The 15,701-nt window shown below is 39.7% G+C and carries 13 protein-coding genes; 5 read left to right on the forward strand and 8 right to left on the reverse strand.

Features of this window, described 5'->3' with window-relative positions; all coding sequences use genetic code 11:
* Nucleotides 1-133: 133 nt before the first annotated feature.
* Nucleotides 134-2,599 (forward strand): acyl-CoA dehydrogenase FadE, encoded by a 2,466-nt coding sequence (gene fadE, locus ACMUMK_RS09305; RefSeq protein WP_414700849.1) that lies wholly within the window; start codon nt 134-136, stop codon nt 2,597-2,599.
* A gap of 93 nt (nt 2,600-2,692) precedes the next feature.
* On the opposite strand, the gene sohB is transcribed toward fadE, so the two are convergent.
* Nucleotides 2,693-3,730: a protease SohB gene (gene sohB, locus ACMUMK_RS09310; protein ID WP_414700850.1), complete on the reverse strand. Its 1,038-nt coding sequence runs from the start codon at nt 3,728-3,730 to the stop codon at nt 2,693-2,695.
* 223 nt (nt 3,731-3,953) lie between these two features.
* On the opposite strand from sohB, the gene ACMUMK_RS09315 reads away from it, so the two are divergent.
* A complete protein-coding gene (locus tag ACMUMK_RS09315) occupies nt 3,954-4,697 on the forward strand; it encodes a YciK family oxidoreductase (protein WP_414700851.1) in 744 nt (247 codons plus the stop codon).
* An 80-nt stretch (nt 4,698-4,777) separates the two neighbouring features.
* Here the strand turns inward: ACMUMK_RS09315 and glnS are convergent, their stop codons facing one another.
* Nucleotides 4,778-6,439: a glutamine--tRNA ligase gene (gene glnS, locus ACMUMK_RS09320; RefSeq protein WP_414700852.1), complete on the reverse strand. Its 1,662-nt coding sequence runs from the start codon at nt 6,437-6,439 to the stop codon at nt 4,778-4,780.
* A 102-nt stretch (nt 6,440-6,541) separates the two neighbouring features.
* Entirely contained in the window at nt 6,542-7,222 is a 681-nt protein-coding gene (locus ACMUMK_RS09325; protein ID WP_414700853.1) for a rhomboid family intramembrane serine protease, read from the reverse strand.
* 330 nt (nt 7,223-7,552) lie between these two features.
* On the opposite strand from ACMUMK_RS09325, the gene ACMUMK_RS09330 reads away from it, so the two are divergent.
* Nucleotides 7,553-9,064, forward strand: coding sequence for an amidase (locus ACMUMK_RS09330; RefSeq protein ID WP_414700854.1), 1,512 nt, complete (start codon nt 7,553-7,555; stop codon nt 9,062-9,064).
* Here the strand turns inward: ACMUMK_RS09330 and ACMUMK_RS09335 are convergent.
* From ACMUMK_RS09335 to ACMUMK_RS09355, 5 genes are read right to left on the reverse strand one after another with little or no spacing between them, the layout of a single operon-like run.
* Nucleotides 9,050-9,643 (reverse strand): nucleotidyltransferase family protein, encoded by a 594-nt coding sequence (locus tag ACMUMK_RS09335; RefSeq protein ID WP_414700855.1) that lies wholly within the window; start codon nt 9,641-9,643, stop codon nt 9,050-9,052. The genes ACMUMK_RS09330 and ACMUMK_RS09335 overlap by 15 nt on opposite strands.
* Nucleotides 9,633-10,658 carry an XdhC family protein gene (locus ACMUMK_RS09340; protein ID WP_414700856.1) on the reverse strand — a complete coding sequence of 342 codons (1,026 nt, stop codon included), beginning with the start codon at nt 10,656-10,658 and terminating at the stop codon, nt 9,633-9,635. Before ACMUMK_RS09340 ends, ACMUMK_RS09335 begins: the two co-directional genes overlap by 11 nt.
* 10 nt (nt 10,659-10,668) lie before the next feature.
* Nucleotides 10,669-11,805 carry an RDD family protein gene (locus ACMUMK_RS09345; protein WP_414700857.1) on the reverse strand — a complete coding sequence of 379 codons (1,137 nt, stop codon included), beginning with the start codon at nt 11,803-11,805 and terminating at the stop codon, nt 10,669-10,671.
* A 17-nt stretch (nt 11,806-11,822) separates the two neighbouring features.
* Entirely contained in the window at nt 11,823-13,004 is a 1,182-nt protein-coding gene (locus ACMUMK_RS09350; RefSeq protein WP_414700858.1) for a vWA domain-containing protein, read from the reverse strand.
* Complete coding sequence (locus ACMUMK_RS09355) at nt 13,004-13,840, reverse strand: AAA family ATPase (protein WP_414700859.1); 837 nt, start codon at nt 13,838-13,840, stop codon at nt 13,004-13,006. The genes ACMUMK_RS09350 and ACMUMK_RS09355 overlap by 1 nt, the downstream gene beginning before the upstream one ends.
* A gap of 331 nt (nt 13,841-14,171) precedes the next feature.
* Here ACMUMK_RS09355 and cysK point away from each other — a divergent pair, with 331 nt between their 5' ends.
* Both cysK and ACMUMK_RS09365 read left to right on the forward strand, forming a co-directional pair.
* Nucleotides 14,172-15,137 carry a cysteine synthase A gene (gene cysK, locus ACMUMK_RS09360; protein WP_414700860.1) on the forward strand — a complete coding sequence of 322 codons (966 nt, stop codon included), beginning with the start codon at nt 14,172-14,174 and terminating at the stop codon, nt 15,135-15,137.
* A gap of 120 nt (nt 15,138-15,257) precedes the next feature.
* A complete protein-coding gene (locus ACMUMK_RS09365; RefSeq protein WP_414700861.1) occupies nt 15,258-15,701 on the forward strand; it encodes a hypothetical protein in 444 nt (147 codons plus the stop codon).

Genomic DNA, 15,701 nt, shown 5'->3' on the forward strand with positions numbered 1-15,701 from the left:
GGATGGATATCCAAACAAAACTTTAACATTTTATATCTATTTCTTTACTTGTTATCTACCCTAGTACTTGATTTTGCTTTAACAAAAATATAACGTACTTAGTGTGGTCTGACCTCTAAAAAGGATATAGTAAATGCAGTTATTTATTTGGTTTTTATATGTAATAGCTTCAATAGCTATTGTTAGTTATTTTCGAATGAAATTGTTCAATGGCACAGTTGCTATATTTTGCCTCTTTGTTGTTGGAAGCATAATTGGCGTTATTGGCGAGCTTAGTTGGTTACTATTTTTAGTTGTAGCTATTCCGCTAAATATTGAGTCAATACGTAAGCAATATCTCACCGCCCCTATTTTAAAAAGCTTTCGTAAAATTATGCCAGAAATGTCTAGTACAGAAAGGGATGCAATTGACGCTGGCACGGTTTGGTGGGATGGCGAGCTCTTCAGTGGTAACCCAAATTGGCAAACCCTTCACAATATTCCTCAGGCTCGTTTGACTGCAGATGAGCAAGCTTTCATTGATGGGCCCGTAGAAGAAGTTTGTAAAATGTGCAACGACTGGGAAGTCACCCATAAAAAAGCTGACTTATCTCCTGAGGTTTGGCAATTTTTGCGAGACCATAAATTTTTCGCCATGATCATCAAAAAAGAATACGGCGGATTAGCATTTTCAGCTTATGCACAATCAAGAGTGTTACAGAAGCTATCAAGTGTCAGCGCGGTTTTATCTACCACGGTTGGTGTTCCCAACTCATTAGGGCCAGGGGAATTGCTGCAACACTATGGTACTAAAGAACAACAAGATCATTACTTACCTAAGTTAGCGACCGGCGAAGAGATCCCCTGCTTTGCATTGACAGGCCCAGAAGCAGGCTCCGATGCTGGCTCTCTTCCTGATACAGGAATCGTTTGCAAAGGACAGTGGCAAGGAGAAGAAGTAATAGGCTTAAGCTTAACATTCAATAAACGTTACATAACCCTAGCACCTGTTGCGACTGTGGTAGGCCTAGCGTTTAAAATGTTTGACCCTGACGGCCTACTTGGTGACAAGAAAGACTTAGGTATTACCTGTGCGCTACTGCCTAGAGATACCGCAGGTATGGAAATAGGTAACCGCCACTTTCCACTAAATGTACCTTTTCACAATGGCCCTATACGGGGTAACAATGTTTTTGTACCACTAGATTATATTATTGGTGGCGCAAAAATGGCCGGTCAAGGATGGCGTATGTTAGTAGAGTGTTTATCAGTTGGGCGAGTCATCACCCTGCCATCTTCGTCTGCTGGTGGAGCCAAAAGCATTGCACTTGCAACAGGTGCATATGCAAGAATTCGCCGTCAGTTCAAATTGCCAGTTGGCAAAATGGAAGGAATAGAAGAAAAACTCGGTAGTATAGGTGGTAATGCTTATCTTATGGATGCTGTTACCTCCTTCTCTACTAAAGGCGTAGATGTGGGTGAAAAACCCTCTGTAATAGGGGCGATTTGTAAATATCACCTAACTGAAAAAATGCGCCAAACCGTCATAGAGTCAATGGATATTCATGGCGGTAAAGGCGTTATGCTTGGGCCCAACAACTATTTAGGTCGAGCCTACCAAGGTGCACCTATCGCCATTACAGTTGAAGGAGCCAATATACTCACTCGCAATATGATGATTTATGGCCAAGGTGCTATGAGATGCCACCCTTACGTTTTAGACGAATTATCGGCTGCGAACAATAGCGATGACGAAATGGCATTAGAGCAGTTTGACCGCGCAGTGTTTGGTCATATTGGTTTCGCCGTAAGTAACTTCTTTCGTAGCATTTGGTTTTCGTTATCTGGCGCCCACTTAGCCAATGCACCATTTAAAGACGAAACTGCAAGATACTACCGTAGTATGCAGCGCTACAGCACCAATTTGGCATTGCTATCAGATGTGTCTATGGCTGTATTAGGCGGTGAGTTAAAGCGCCGAGAAAGACTATCAGCTCGCTTAGGTGATGTTTTAAGTTATCTTTATTTAGGTTCATGCGTACTTAAACGTTTTGATGATGAGGGTCGTCAGGCTGAAGACCTTCCGTTAGTTCATTGGGCAATGCAAGACAGTTTGTATAAGCTTGAAGTAGCCTTGGAAGAGTTATTAAATAACTTCCCATCTAAGATACTAGGCAAAACATTAAAGCTAATCATAATGCCATTTGGAAAGAGCTATAAACGCCCTTCAGACAAGTTGGAACACAAGATTGCAGGCATATTACAAACACCTTGTGAAGCTCGAGACCGCTTAGGAAAAGGCCAATTTTTAGCTAGAGATCCTGGTTGTCTATTAGGTGATTTAGAACAAACTCTAGAAAACGTGCTAGCTGCAGAGCCGATTTACAATACAGTCTGTAAAGCAGCAGGCAAATATTTACCTTTCACAGAGTTACAATTAGTGGCAGAGAAAGGCTTGGAGCTTGGGGTAATTACTGAAGAACAAGCTGAGCACTTAAAAGAAACAGAGCTAGGTCGTTTACGAACCATAAATGTTGACGATTTCGATCCTTCAGAATTGGTTCAAAGCCTTGAGAAACCAAAGCCGAAAAGAAAGCCTAGAGCAGTGAAGTCAGCGTAAACTTCTAACTTACTTATCATTAAGTAAAAAACAAAAAAGCCAGCGAATGACGTCATCATTCAGCTGGCTTTTTATTATTTGCAACCCGTTTGACTAACGAAAGCTATTCGTTCCTTTGCTCCACAATCTCATCATCAAAGACTCTAGACTAAGGCTTGCCGCCAATCCTAAACGCTCTGGAAGGCCTTTTTTCATGCTGTACTTAACAGTAAAGATATTCTTATCTTTATTAGCCTTTAAAATGTAATCATCTGATGTGTTAATTTCATCAATTAACCCAAGCTCTAATGCTCTGATACCATACCAGTATTCACCAGTGGCTACTTTGGCTATATCTAAATCTGGACGCTGTTCTTGTACAAAGTCTTTAAACATATGGTGAACATCTTCCAGCTCTTCTTTAAACTTTTCACGTCCTTCATCGTTGTTTTCACCAAACATTGTTAACGTACGCTTAAAGGCGCCAGCTGTATGTTGTTCAAACTCAATATTACTTTTCTTCAATAACTTATTAAAATTAGGTAGTTGAGCAATAACCCCAATAGAGCCAATTATGGCAAATTTAGCCGCTATGACATGATCAGCGACACAGGTCATCATATATCCGCCACTTGCTGCAACTTTATCTACTGAAATAGTTAATTTTAATTTATGGTCTTTTATTCTTTGTAATTGAGAAGCCGCTAAACCATAACCATGAACGACTCCCCCGCCACTTTCGAGCCTAACCAAGACTTCGTCCGATGGTTTTGCGACACATAAAATTGCGGTTACTTCTTCCCTTAAATACTCCACTTCATGGGCATCCATAGAGCCAGAAAAATCAATAACAAATAGTCGACCTTTATCATCTTTACTACTGTCAGATTTATTCTTTTCTTTCTTTTTAGCTTTTAGCTTTTTCTTTTCATCTTTTTGATGTTTTTTAAGCTCTTCTTTGCTTAAAAGCTCACATTGCGCCAGCTCTGTGATGTCATCAAGCTTGTCTGATAGAGAGTCAATGCTTAAATGCCCCTTACCCTGCTTTTGTTTACCTACAATTCCTACTATGCCACCTAAGGCTAATAAAATAGCCACAACTATTGTGATTGCTTTAGCGATAAACAGGCCGTATTCATATAAAAATTCCAACCGTTATTACTCCTATGACTTTGGTTCTTTTGATGTGTACTTATTATGGGGATAAATATTAAAAATAAAAGCCAAGACAAGCACTTAGTAAAACTCTAGGCGGCTGTAAACTATATGTTTACCCTAAGTTTTCAAAAAGTACCCTTATTTTTAAAACGAACACCTATCGGATGTCTGCCAATAAATGTTAACATTTTGATATTGTTACACTTAATAATTCACTATGCATAATTACCAAGCTACAAATAACTATTTAAAAAACAAAACCATTTTAGTAACCGGAGCCGGTGACGGCATTGGGAAGGAAGCTGCGCTTCATTATGGAAAATACGGCGCAACCGTCATATTACTTGGTAGAACCGTCGCCAAGCTTGAAGCCGTGTATGATGAAATAGTGAACTTAGGCGGCCCAGAGCCTGCAATAGTGCCATTAGACCTCAAGGGCGCAACTGCTCAACATTATAGGGATATGGCCAATACCATTAGTGAACAATTTGGTTGTTTAGATGGCGTATTACACAATGCTAGCCTTTTGGGGCATTTAGGGCCTTTCACACAAATAAGTGAAAATGATTGGCAAAACGTGTTTCAGGTAAACTTAACCAGTCAATTTTTGATGACTCAAGCTCTAATACCTGTATTAAAGAAAGCTCCCAAAGCCTCTGTTGTGTTTACAACCTCAAGCGTAGGAATTGCAGGACGCGCTTATTGGGGGCCATACGCCATTTCTAAATTTGCTACCCAAGGAATGATGCAAGTTTTAGCAGATGAATATGACAATAGCAGTATTCGTTTCAATAGCTTAAACCCAGGTGCAACACGAACCTTAATGCGTTCGAAAGCCTACCCTGCTGAAAACCCAGATAATCTAAAACCCCCAGCTGAAATAATGCCCTTGTATTTATACTTAATGGACAGTGAGTCAAGCCAAGAAAATGGTCAGACTTTTCACGCTCAACCTAAATAACTGCAGTTACATTTTTCACGCCTAAAACAAAAAAACCGGATAGAAATCCGGTTTTTTTATACTTTAGCTACAGGGTATCTCTAGCCAGATATTTTAGCCCATGTATCTCTCAAACCAACAGTTCTGTTAAAGACGACTTTTTCAGCTGTACTGTCTTTGTCTTTGCAGAAGTAACCAGTTCTCTCAAATTGAATAGGAGCACTCAGCTCAGCATCTAGCAAACTTGGCTCAACCACACCTTGTTTAACAACAAGTGACTCTGGGTTTATGGTAGCTAAAAAGTCTTCTTCTGCTGCTGGATTTGGAACAGTAAACAAGCGGTCATATAAACGTATTTCTGCAGGCTTACCATGGGTTGCTGAAACCCAGTGAATGACTCCTTTTACCTTACGTCCATCGGCTGGCGCTTTGCCTAAGGTATCTTTGTCATAACTACAATAGACGGTAACGATATTCCCTTGTTCGTCTTTTTCAACACGCTCAGCTTTGATTACATAAGCGTTTCTGAGACGGACTTCTTTACCTAACACTAAGCGCTTAAACTTCTTGTTAGCTTCTTCTTTAAAGTCTTCAGCTTCAATAAAAACTTCTTTACTGAAAGGCAGGTTTCTTGACCCCATAGACTCATCAGACGGGTGATTAGGCGCAGATAATACTTCGCCTTCATCTATGTAGTTTTCTATGACAAGCTTTAAAGGTTCTAATACAGCCATAGCTCTTGGTGCATCGGCGTTTAGCTCTTCTCTTAAACAAGCTTCTAACATAGACATCTCTACTATGTTATCCATTTTTGTCACACCAATTCGCTTACAAAACTCACGAACAGAGGCTGGTGTATAACCGCGGCGACGCAGACCAGCAATAGTTGGCATACGTGGATCGTCCCAACCAGCAACCTGATTACCTTCCACCAAATCAATCAACTTACGTTTACTTAACACTGTATATTCAAGATTTAAACGAGAAAACTCATACTGATGTGGAGTCACGTCAATGGTGATGTTCTCAAGCACCCAATCGTATAAGCGGCGATTATCTTGAAACTCTAAGGTACATAAAGAGTGGGTAATACCTTCTATCGCATCAGAAATACAATGGGTAAAGTCATACATAGGGTATATGCACCATTTATCACCGGTCTGGTGATGATGAGCAAATCTAACTCGATATAAAGCCGGATCCCTTAAGCACATAAACGGCGAGCTCATGTCTATTTTCGCTCTAAGCAGACATTCACCTTCTTTAAATTCACCGTTGCGCATTTTCTCAAATAATGCCAAATTTTCTGCAGCTGGAGTATCGCGATATGGACTATTAGTGCCGGCTTCCTTGAGAGTACCTCGCATTTCACGCATTTTTTCTTGGCTTGAGAAGTCAACATAGGCCAAGCCTTTGTTTATCAGCTCTACAGCAAATGAATAAAGCGCATCGAAATAATTTGAGGAATAACGAACATCCCCATCCCATTGAAAACCTAACCAAGATACATCTTCTTGGATCGAATTGACGTAATCAATATCTTCTTTTTCAGGGTTAGTATCATCAAATCTTAAATTGCAGGCACCTTGATAATCTTGGGCAATTCCAAAATTTAAACAAATAGATTTAGCGTGACCGATATGTAGATAACCATTTGGCTCTGGTGGAAAACGAGTTTGAACCTTAGTGTGTAAACCTTCTTTTAGATCTTTATCGATAATTTGACGAATAAAGTTGGTCGGACGACTATCAGTCTCGGCCATTAATGCACCCTCTATATAAAAATTGGAAAAAAACGAAGACAGATATTATACCAGTATCAAAGGTGAACATAAGACTTTTTAATTTAACAGAGCATTAAACATTCAATGTAAGGGTTTGTTGTCATAATCTGAGGTTTCTGAATCCGCTTCTTGCCATTCATTACCCCAAACATCAAAGTCGTCATCTTCATCCTGTCCTTCCCACTCATACAATTTCACTTCAGGCTTTGGATCAGTATTTCTCCACAAAAATGCAGCTAACATTCCAGCCACAGCACCAAAAAAATGATACTCATAGGATATATACTCTTCTCTTGGGAAAATACTCATTGTCATTCCCCCATACATCAAAAATGCAATCATCATAATAGCCACTGACATTTTATCCCGCCTGAATATACTCACGGTAAAAAGGTAGAAGAATAAACCATGGGTTAAACCACTTGCCCCTATATGATTGGCGTCTCGGGCAAAAAGCCATACCCCAATACCAGATACTAGCCACACTAGCGTCACAACCTTGTACCAAGACTTAGGATATCCGTAAAACAACATGGCTCCCAACACCAAAATAGCAAAACTATTGTTAAACAAGTGCTCTAGTGAGCCATGAACCAAAGGAGCGGTGACTATGCCTATTAACCCTTGCGGGTTAAGAGGTACCAGGCCCATAAAGGATAAATTCCAACCAAACAAGATTTCTGCAGATTTAATACACCATAAAAATGCAACTGCACATACCGAGTAAATAATACTTTGAGATAAACGTTTATTTTGTTTCATTCATTAGATATTGGGCAGGGAATAATTATTTAAAGAGGAGGAAGTAATTCTTCATGAATAGAAGCTTTCCATTACCTATGGGTAACAAAGATTAAACTGCTAAAAAAACAAGGGCTACACCAAACTACAAAAACACTCACTGACGATTGAAGTTGTAAATCATAAATGCTTAACTAATTGCGAAACCTAAAGTATTGATTACTTGATACATCCTAACAATAAAAATTAAACAACAGGAAGTAAAACGTGCCTATCAAATCAGCTAGTAACAAGGGTCTTACATACACGACATTAAGATTACTTACATCTATAACCGCTAGTATTTTTTTTATGGGCACTACTCACGCTCAAGTCAAAGAAACCATCGATTTTTCTTTCACAGAAACCACAATAGAAGATATTCACTTTGCATTGAGTTCAAAAACTATTAGCTGTGAAGCTATTACACAGGGGTTCATTGACCGTATTAATAAGTATGATCAAATTAGTAATCTCAATGCAGTTATCTATATCAATCCCAATGCTGCAAACAAAGCAAAACAAATAGACAAAGAACTAAAACAAGGTACCGAACTAAAACCTCTGCAATGTATTCCTGTTATCCTAAAAGATAACTTCGATACTGCAGATATGCCCACCGAAGCAGGCTCTATTGCATTACAGGGCTCTATACCGCCAGACGATGCATTTATGGTTAAAAAACTTAGGGAAGCTGGCGCCATCATAATTGCAAAATCCAACATGGGTGAATGGGCATTCAGTCCAAACAATACCATCAGCTCAACCCATGGTGAAACACGCAATGCCTATGATTTAGGTCGGGTACCTGCTGGCTCAAGTGGCGGCACTGCGTCGGCAATTGCAGCAAATTTTGGGGTAATTGGTATAGGATCTGACACAGGTAACTCAATCCGTGGGCCTTCTTCTCACCTTGCTTTAGTGGGCATGCGCTCAACCATTGGAGCTACCAGCCGTGACGGGATCATTCCTTTATTGCTTAACCGTGATGTGGGCGGCCCTATGCTGCGAACGGTTAAAGATACAGCAAAAGTATTTAATGTGGTGGCAGGATTTGACCCTGCTGACCCAACCACTCAAGCCTACTTAAAACATCAAGTTACAGACTACAGCAGTAATTTAAGTAAAGACGGCTTGCAAGGCATAAGACTGGGCGTACTCAGAGAGATAGTTGATGATACAACAGCAGACCAAGAAGTACTCAAGGTCTATGAACAAGCACTTAAAGACTTAGCTGCGCAGGGAGCGGTTATTGTTGACCCTATTACTATTCCAAATTTTGCTGCGCTAACTAAGGCCACTGGGTTTTGTAGTCGTTTTCGATACGATCTGAACAACTACTTAAACACCCTTACTAACAACCAAGATATAAAAACACTGCAAGATGTTGTAGATCAAAAGAAGCATCGCCCTGAAAATGCCGGTTCTTTAAAATGGGGGCTGAGTGTTCCAGCAAATGTGACTCCAGCACAGCAAACTCCACCTTGTGTTGATGTCGAAGGCGACCCCAGAAGAAAGACCTTATTAGATGCAGTTGTTAGTACTATGGACTCTCTAAAGTTAGATGCCATTGTATATCCTACTTGGAGCAACCCACCTAGGAAAATCGGCGATTCACAGAGCCCTAGTGGTAACAACAGTGGCAAAGTAGCTCCCCATACAGGTCAACCGGCTATTACCGTACCTATGGGCTATGTTAGACATGGATTACCTGTAGGTTTACAGATTTTAGGTAGGCCCTTTAGCGAAGATAAGTTATTTCAATATGCCTATGCATACGAACAAGCTACCTTGCACCGCAAAGCTCCGTTATTGTTTCCCTAAAAATTCTAGCAAGTCAGCTTGAGTATCAATATCAATAGAAGCCGAGGGCATTGCCACTTTAATTATCTGTTCGAGATTATTTAAGAGAATGCTTTTGGCTCCCCTATCCCCCTGTAACTGCCTTAACAGCGGAAAATACGATTTGGGGAATATTGCAGGCGCCCCCACTTTGCCTTGATATTGAGCTGCGATAATTTTATGGGGGTACTGAAAAGATTGCGCTACGAAGGCTTTTATCGACTCTGGTTTTATAGCCACCTGGTCTGCCAAACCTACCATAAGGTGGGTGGTCTCGGGAGATAACACTTCCATCGATTCTGATAAAGAGCTCCCCATACCTTGTGCCCAAGACTTTACAATATGAGTCGTAACCTTATCAGCCAGTGTTTTTTTAATAGCATGAGCATTAGCACCTAACACAACCACTGTATTATCTATGCCATCTAACCATTGACCTTGCTGCTGATAACTTAAGAGGCTATGGCACACCATAGCGTGGCCATAAATATCCGCTAGTTGTTTAATACCAGAAAACCGCTTACTTTGCCCAGCGGCTAACAATAGTAATTCAATTTTCACAGACAATGTCCGCAGTAAGTACCTTACTAATAGACCTAGCATCTTTCTGCTCAAGGGCAGCATGAACCTCTGCTAACATAGACAAAGCAATAGACTCTGGTAACTCCCCACCTAACCTTAACCCCACTGGATTAGCTAATGGTTTAGATAGCGCTTGGCGGCTCATATCTATCTGTTCTAATACTCTATCTGTACGATGTATTGGCCCTAATAACCCAACATACTTAGCACTGCTGCCTTGTAACACTTTTAATGCTTGAGCATCTAGTTTTATATTATGAGTAAGTATTAACGCTGCATCGATTTGCAAGTACCACAAGCTGGAAGAGAATGCTTCTATGGGTTCTCTTATAATTTGACTGGCTTTTGAAAAATACTCAGATTTTGCATAACCGACCCTTGGATCAATTAACAATACTTCCCACCCCAGTTCAGCAGCTATTGCGACTACGGGTCTAGCATCAACACCTGCACCGAACACAGCGATAAGTGGAGCAGGCCCTAGCCACTGCCTAAAAAACTGTTTCCCCTCAAGGGTGATTATTCCAGGTTTAGTATTCCCCATATCTGGCGTATTCACTTGCAGTTGATTACATGGAATGTGTTCATCTATTTGTTGCTGATAGCAGACTTTTTTGCGGCTAATAATTGCATTATTTAGCTCATCTAACTTTAGATAATCGTTATTTTTGTTAACAGGCTGCAGTAGAATTTTCACCATACCACCACACCCAATACCTAACTGCCATGCTAAATCTTCTTCCTCGCGCATGTCGTATTCAACTGTGCGGTTTTTATGATTATCCCAACAGCGCCTAGCTTGGCGCATAATGTCCGATTCTAAACAGCCGCCACTTAACAACCCATAATATTGGCCCATGTCATTAATAAGCATCATTGCACCGGGTTTACGATAAGAAGAGCCGTCGGTTTCAATAATAGTCGCTAAGACCCATGCATGCTGGTCACGCTTATTTGACCAATAACTTAATAACTGGTTAATTCTGTTAGCCATAAATAGTAATTTATTCTTGTTGGTTTTCTGAAGTGTCTAGAGTGACTTTGGGATAACGTAAATCGATGACTAATGTCTCAGAGATTTTATCTTGAATGGCCTGACGATTAGGATCCCAAAATATCTGTAAAAAACCTAATAAACCTGTGGCAAGCCCTGCGCCGTAGCCACCATATCGCCCAAAACTTTCCCATAAATTTAAGCCACTGCCATCAAGTTGTAGTACCTTAATACCCACAACCTTTTTACCAGGTGTTTGACCATTCCACCAGGCAGTAAAAATACTAAAATAAAAGGCTGCCCACCCAAAACCTAACCCTAAATCTTCGGCAATTGTTTGAGCCCATGCAATTAATCCTGGTGGGGTGTTAGGGGTGTCTGTATTGATAACTTGGTTAAGGTTATTCTTAGACGTCTCAGCCAACAAGGGTTCGATGCTTTCTGATTCGGATAGTGTAATTTCCTTTGCTGGTTGAGTTTTTAACTCTTCCAATAATTGCTGAGCTTTGGCTTCTGTCATGTGTTCACTTACTGTTAAATCAGTGAAAACCTCGAGGATTCCTTGACGATCTTCAGCGCTAAGGTTTAATTGATCAACATCCTCTAATAATAACTGACCTAAGGTTAACCAGCAATTATAAACAGGAGTACATTGGTTGTTATCGATTTTATTGTTAACACTTTTTACTTGGATCAAATATTTTGCCGTTAATGCTGAAATCTCAATGCCTTTAATTGCTTCGCCACTTTTATCAGTATCCACCGTATCACTAACATCATCAAACACAGCTAGGGCAATGAAAAAAAGCAATAAAGTGACTAAAAATCGCAAAAATATACGCACCATATTAAAACGTTTCTTTGTTTTTAGACGATTACCCGCTCTAAAAAATGTAGCTGCAGCCACAATCGCTAATATCAAACTACTTACTTGCGTTAATAACATGACTAAAAATAGATCAATCGATAAAGCTATACCGCGTTTTACAGGGCTGGCGAGCCGTGCACCTAATAAACTGTCAGCGACAAAAAACGCATATGGCGTAACAATTTGCCGAGTTTCCTTGGAGGTATTAGGGGTGTTTGCTTGGTCCTCACAATGGGTGGCTTGTGACTCTTGTGAGCTATTATTGTTATTATTATCCATTAGCTTATCCCGCTAGTTCATAATTTTTTTGTTAAATGCTTTATGCCCTCCCCTATACCGTCAAGAGTTAAGGGGAACATCCTGCCTGCCATCAGGTCTTTTATTATGCTGATAGAAGCATAATAATTCCAATACTGACTTAACTGTGGATTAAGCCATATTGCACGTTCAAAATGATTAAGTAAACGTTGCACCCAAACACTTCCAGGCTCTTCATTCCAGTGTTCAACACTTCCACCTGGGTAGGTAATTTCATATGGCCCCATAGTGGCGTCGCCTACAAAAATCAATTTGTAATCAGCACCATATTTATGAATGATATTTGCGATGGGGATCACTTCACTACTGCGGCGCTTGTTGTCTGTCCACACACCTTCGTACACACAATTATGAAAATAAAAATACTCTAGGTATTTGAATTCAGTGTGCACCGCTGAAAACAACTCTTCACATTCTTTTATGTGAGCATCCATAGAGCCTCCCACATCAAAAAACATAAGTACTTTAACAGCATTGTGCCTTTCTTGTACCATGCGAAGATCTAACATACCGGCATTTTTGGCTGTGGCACCTATAGTGGTTGGCATATCTAGCTCTTCAGAAGCACCAGTTCGCGCGAATTTCCGTAATTTGCGCAAGGCAACTTTAATATTTCGAGTACCTAACTCTACATCACCAGAAAGATTCTTAAACTCTCGCTTGTCCCATACTTTTGCCGCTGAAAAATTACGATTACCTTGCTGCCCAATTCTTACGCCTTCAGGGTTATAGCCATTGGCTCCAAAAGGTGAAGTGCCTCCTGTACCAATCCATTTATTGCCCCCTTGGTGCCGCTTTTCTTGCTCAGCTAAACGTTCTTTTAAGGTTTTCATTAGTTCATCAAGGCCACCTAAAGCTTTGACTTTCTCTTTTTCTTCGTCACTGAAATAGCGGTTTAACGCATCTTTCAACCATTCTTCTGGAATATCTTTTCCAAATAGATCAATGCTTTGTACCCCTTCAAAATAATCAGCAAAGGCTCTATCAAACTTATCGAACTGAGTTTCATCTTTCACCATGACCATTTTTGATAAAAAATAAAAGTCTTCGATACTGGCGAACACAACACCTTTTTCGAGAGCTTGAATCAAATCAAGAAGCTCCCTAAGACTTACTTTTAAACGGTATTCTCGAAGTTTAAAAAAGAAATCAACTAACATTAACGGCGCGCCATAAAGACCAGTTTTTCAAACAAATGAATATCTTGTTCATTTTTTAATAATGCGCCATACAAAGGAGGAATTCTCTGTTTACCATCTTTATTTTGTAGTGCTCCAATTGGAATATCTTCGGCAACCAGCAGCTTGAGCCAATCAATCAACTCTGAGGTAGATGGCTTTTTACGTAACCCAGGCACATCTCGTAAATCAAAAAATGATTGCAATGCTTGATTAAGTAGTGATTTTTTAATATCTGGGAAATGAACATCTACAATTTTTCGCATTTCATCAGCATCAGGGAATTGAATGTAATGGAAAAAGCAACGACGAAGAAAAGCATCGGGAAGCTCTTTTTCGTTATTTGAAGTAATGATCACTATAGGCCTTTGCTTAGCCTTAATTACTTGTTGGGTTTCGTAAACAAAGAACTCCATCTTGTCTATTTCAAGCAATAAATCATTTGGAAATTCGATATCCGCTTTATCAATTTCATCTATCAACAATATGCTACGTTTTTCTGACTCAAAAGCCTGCCACAATTTTCCCTTAACTATGTAATTGCCAATGTCATGTACTTTTTCATCTCCTAATTGAGAGTCTCTAAGCCTAGACACAGCATCATACTCATATAAACCTTGTTGCGCCTTAGTGGTTGATTTAATGTGCCATTGAATTAAATCAGCATCCAAGCTTTTAGCCAACTCCTCTGCCAACATAGTTTTACCCGTGCCCGGCTCCCCTTTAATAAGTAAGGGCTTTTCTAATGTAATCGCGGCATTAACGGCTAATTGTAACTCACGACCGACTATATATTTATCTGTTCCACTAAAAGACATTTAGACCTCAATCTGCATTAACAAAAGATTAACCATAAGATATAGCGAAAAAGCACTTTAATTTAATTGCTTAGACCTAATCTACTGTATAGGTTAACGACAATACTAAATAATATAAAACACATTAAGCTCTCGTATAAATCAATAAAATTGATTGTGGAACTAGCTGTTTTTTATATAAATAAAAATTAATTTTAGTAGTGTGAATAAAATCAGCTATTACGCGGTCTACTAACTAAGAGTATTTGACCCTACAATAACAAACACTTCATTGGTAGCTATCCTATTTGGAAATCTGCCAACATCAACAGAAAATAGGCAAGGAAATTTTATGCAAATTTATGACGACAATTCATTAGCAATCGGCAAAACCCCCTTAGTTAAACTTAACCGTGTTACCGGTGGGAATGTGTTTGCAAAGATCGAATCTAGAAATCCAAGCTTTAGCGTTAAATGTCGTATAGGCGCTAACATGATTTGGGATGCAGAGAAAAAAGGCATTTTAAAACCAGGTTGTGAAATAGTTGAAGCTACAAGTGGAAACACAGGTATCGCTTTAGCCTTTGTTGCTGCGTCTCGTGGCTATAAAATCACCCTAACTATGCCTAGCTCAATGAGTTTAGAACGTCGTAAACTGTTAAAAGCTATGGGTGCTAACCTAGTGTTAACAGAAGCGCCTAAAGGCATGAAAGGCGCAATTAATGCTGCCGAAGAAATTGTTGCATCTGATCCAGCTAAATATATTCCAATGCACCAGTTCGAAAACCCAGCAAACCCAGAAATTCATGAAAAAACCACAGGTCCAGAAATCTGGAACGATACAGATGGCGAAATAGATATTTTTGTAGCAGGTGTTGGTACAGGCGGAACAATCTCTGGTGTAAGCCGTTATATCAAAAATACAGAAGGTAAAGCGATTACTACAGTAGCTGTTGAGCCAACAGATTCCCCGGTTATTACACAAGCCAAAGCAGGTGAAGAATTAACGCCTGGCCCACACAAAATCCAAGGTATTGGCGCTGGTTTTATCCCAGGCAACCTAGACTTAGACTTAGTTGATGCTGTAGAGCAAGTTACCAATGAAGAAGCTATCGAAATGGCTCATAGGTTAATGAAAGAAGAAGGTATTTTAGTTGGTATTTCTTCTGGTGCCGCTGTTGTAGCTGCTAAGCGCTGGGCTGAGAAACCAGAAAACGCAGATAAGAATGTTGTGGCAATCTTAGCGAGTGCTTCTGAGCGTTACCTAAGTAGCCCAATGTTTGCAGGTGAGTTTTCTGACGCAGAAAACATTCAGTAAAAATCTTAGATTAAAATAGTTACCAAAAAGGGAAGTGTAAACTTCCCTTTTTTTTGGGCCTAGTTCAAAAAGAATGTATAGTTACCATCATTAAAAATGATATTTGATAGATGTGTCAGTATGTTTAAAAAAGTGTATGCGGTCTTACTCGCTGTAATTGTGCTCAGTGCTTGTAACCCAGGAGAAACAAAAAAAGGAGGGGGTAAATTCGGTATGCTAGATAGCAATATTCCTGAGTCTACCGCTATTGAGTTCTTCGATCACATTTACCACGATAAAAATATCGAAGGAGCATTAAAGCTCAGCACACCTAAAATGCAGCGATTGTTAAGGTCCTACCATACCAATAAAGGGGTGCAAAAACATATATTCAACATGCGTTTTGATAAAGTAGCTATTCAACCCAGCACCCGTAGTGCCGGAAGAAACGAATATGCAAAAGACGCAAAAATAGCATTGTTTTTTGAAGGTGAATTAAACGGAGATATTTTTAAAGACATGCGTGTTGTCGAATTGCTTAGAATCGACGACCAATGGAGAGTAGATGTTGTGAGTTTAGAGTAA

Source organism: Paraglaciecola sp. 2405UD69-4, from assembly GCF_047525415.1.
GTDB lineage: Bacteria > Pseudomonadota > Gammaproteobacteria > Enterobacterales > Alteromonadaceae > Paraglaciecola.

Coding starts and splice junctions, on each gene's coding strand:
- ACMUMK_RS09315 (WP_414700851.1), top strand. CDS start 3,954: ATGCATAATTACCAAGCTACAAATAACTATTTAAAAAACAAAACCATT.
- ACMUMK_RS09365 (WP_414700861.1), top strand. CDS start 15,258: ATGTTTAAAAAAGTGTATGCGGTCTTACTCGCTGTAATTGTGCTCAGT.
- ACMUMK_RS09350 (WP_414700858.1), bottom strand. CDS start 13,004: ATGTTAGTTGATTTCTTTTTTAAACTTCGAGAATACCGTTTAAAAGTA.
- fadE (WP_414700849.1), top strand. CDS start 134: ATGCAGTTATTTATTTGGTTTTTATATGTAATAGCTTCAATAGCTATT.
- ACMUMK_RS09340 (WP_414700856.1), bottom strand. CDS start 10,658: ATGGCTAACAGAATTAACCAGTTATTAAGTTATTGGTCAAATAAGCGT.
- glnS (WP_414700852.1), bottom strand. CDS start 6,439: ATGGCCGAGACTGATAGTCGTCCGACCAACTTTATTCGTCAAATTATC.
- ACMUMK_RS09325 (WP_414700853.1), bottom strand. CDS start 7,222: ATGAAACAAAATAAACGTTTATCTCAAAGTATTATTTACTCGGTATGT.
- cysK (WP_414700860.1), top strand. CDS start 14,172: ATGCAAATTTATGACGACAATTCATTAGCAATCGGCAAAACCCCCTTA.
- ACMUMK_RS09345 (WP_414700857.1), bottom strand. CDS start 11,805: ATGGATAATAATAACAATAATAGCTCACAAGAGTCACAAGCCACCCAT.
- ACMUMK_RS09330 (WP_414700854.1), top strand. CDS start 7,553: ATGGGCACTACTCACGCTCAAGTCAAAGAAACCATCGATTTTTCTTTC.
- ACMUMK_RS09355 (WP_414700859.1), bottom strand. CDS start 13,840: ATGTCTTTTAGTGGAACAGATAAATATATAGTCGGTCGTGAGTTACAA.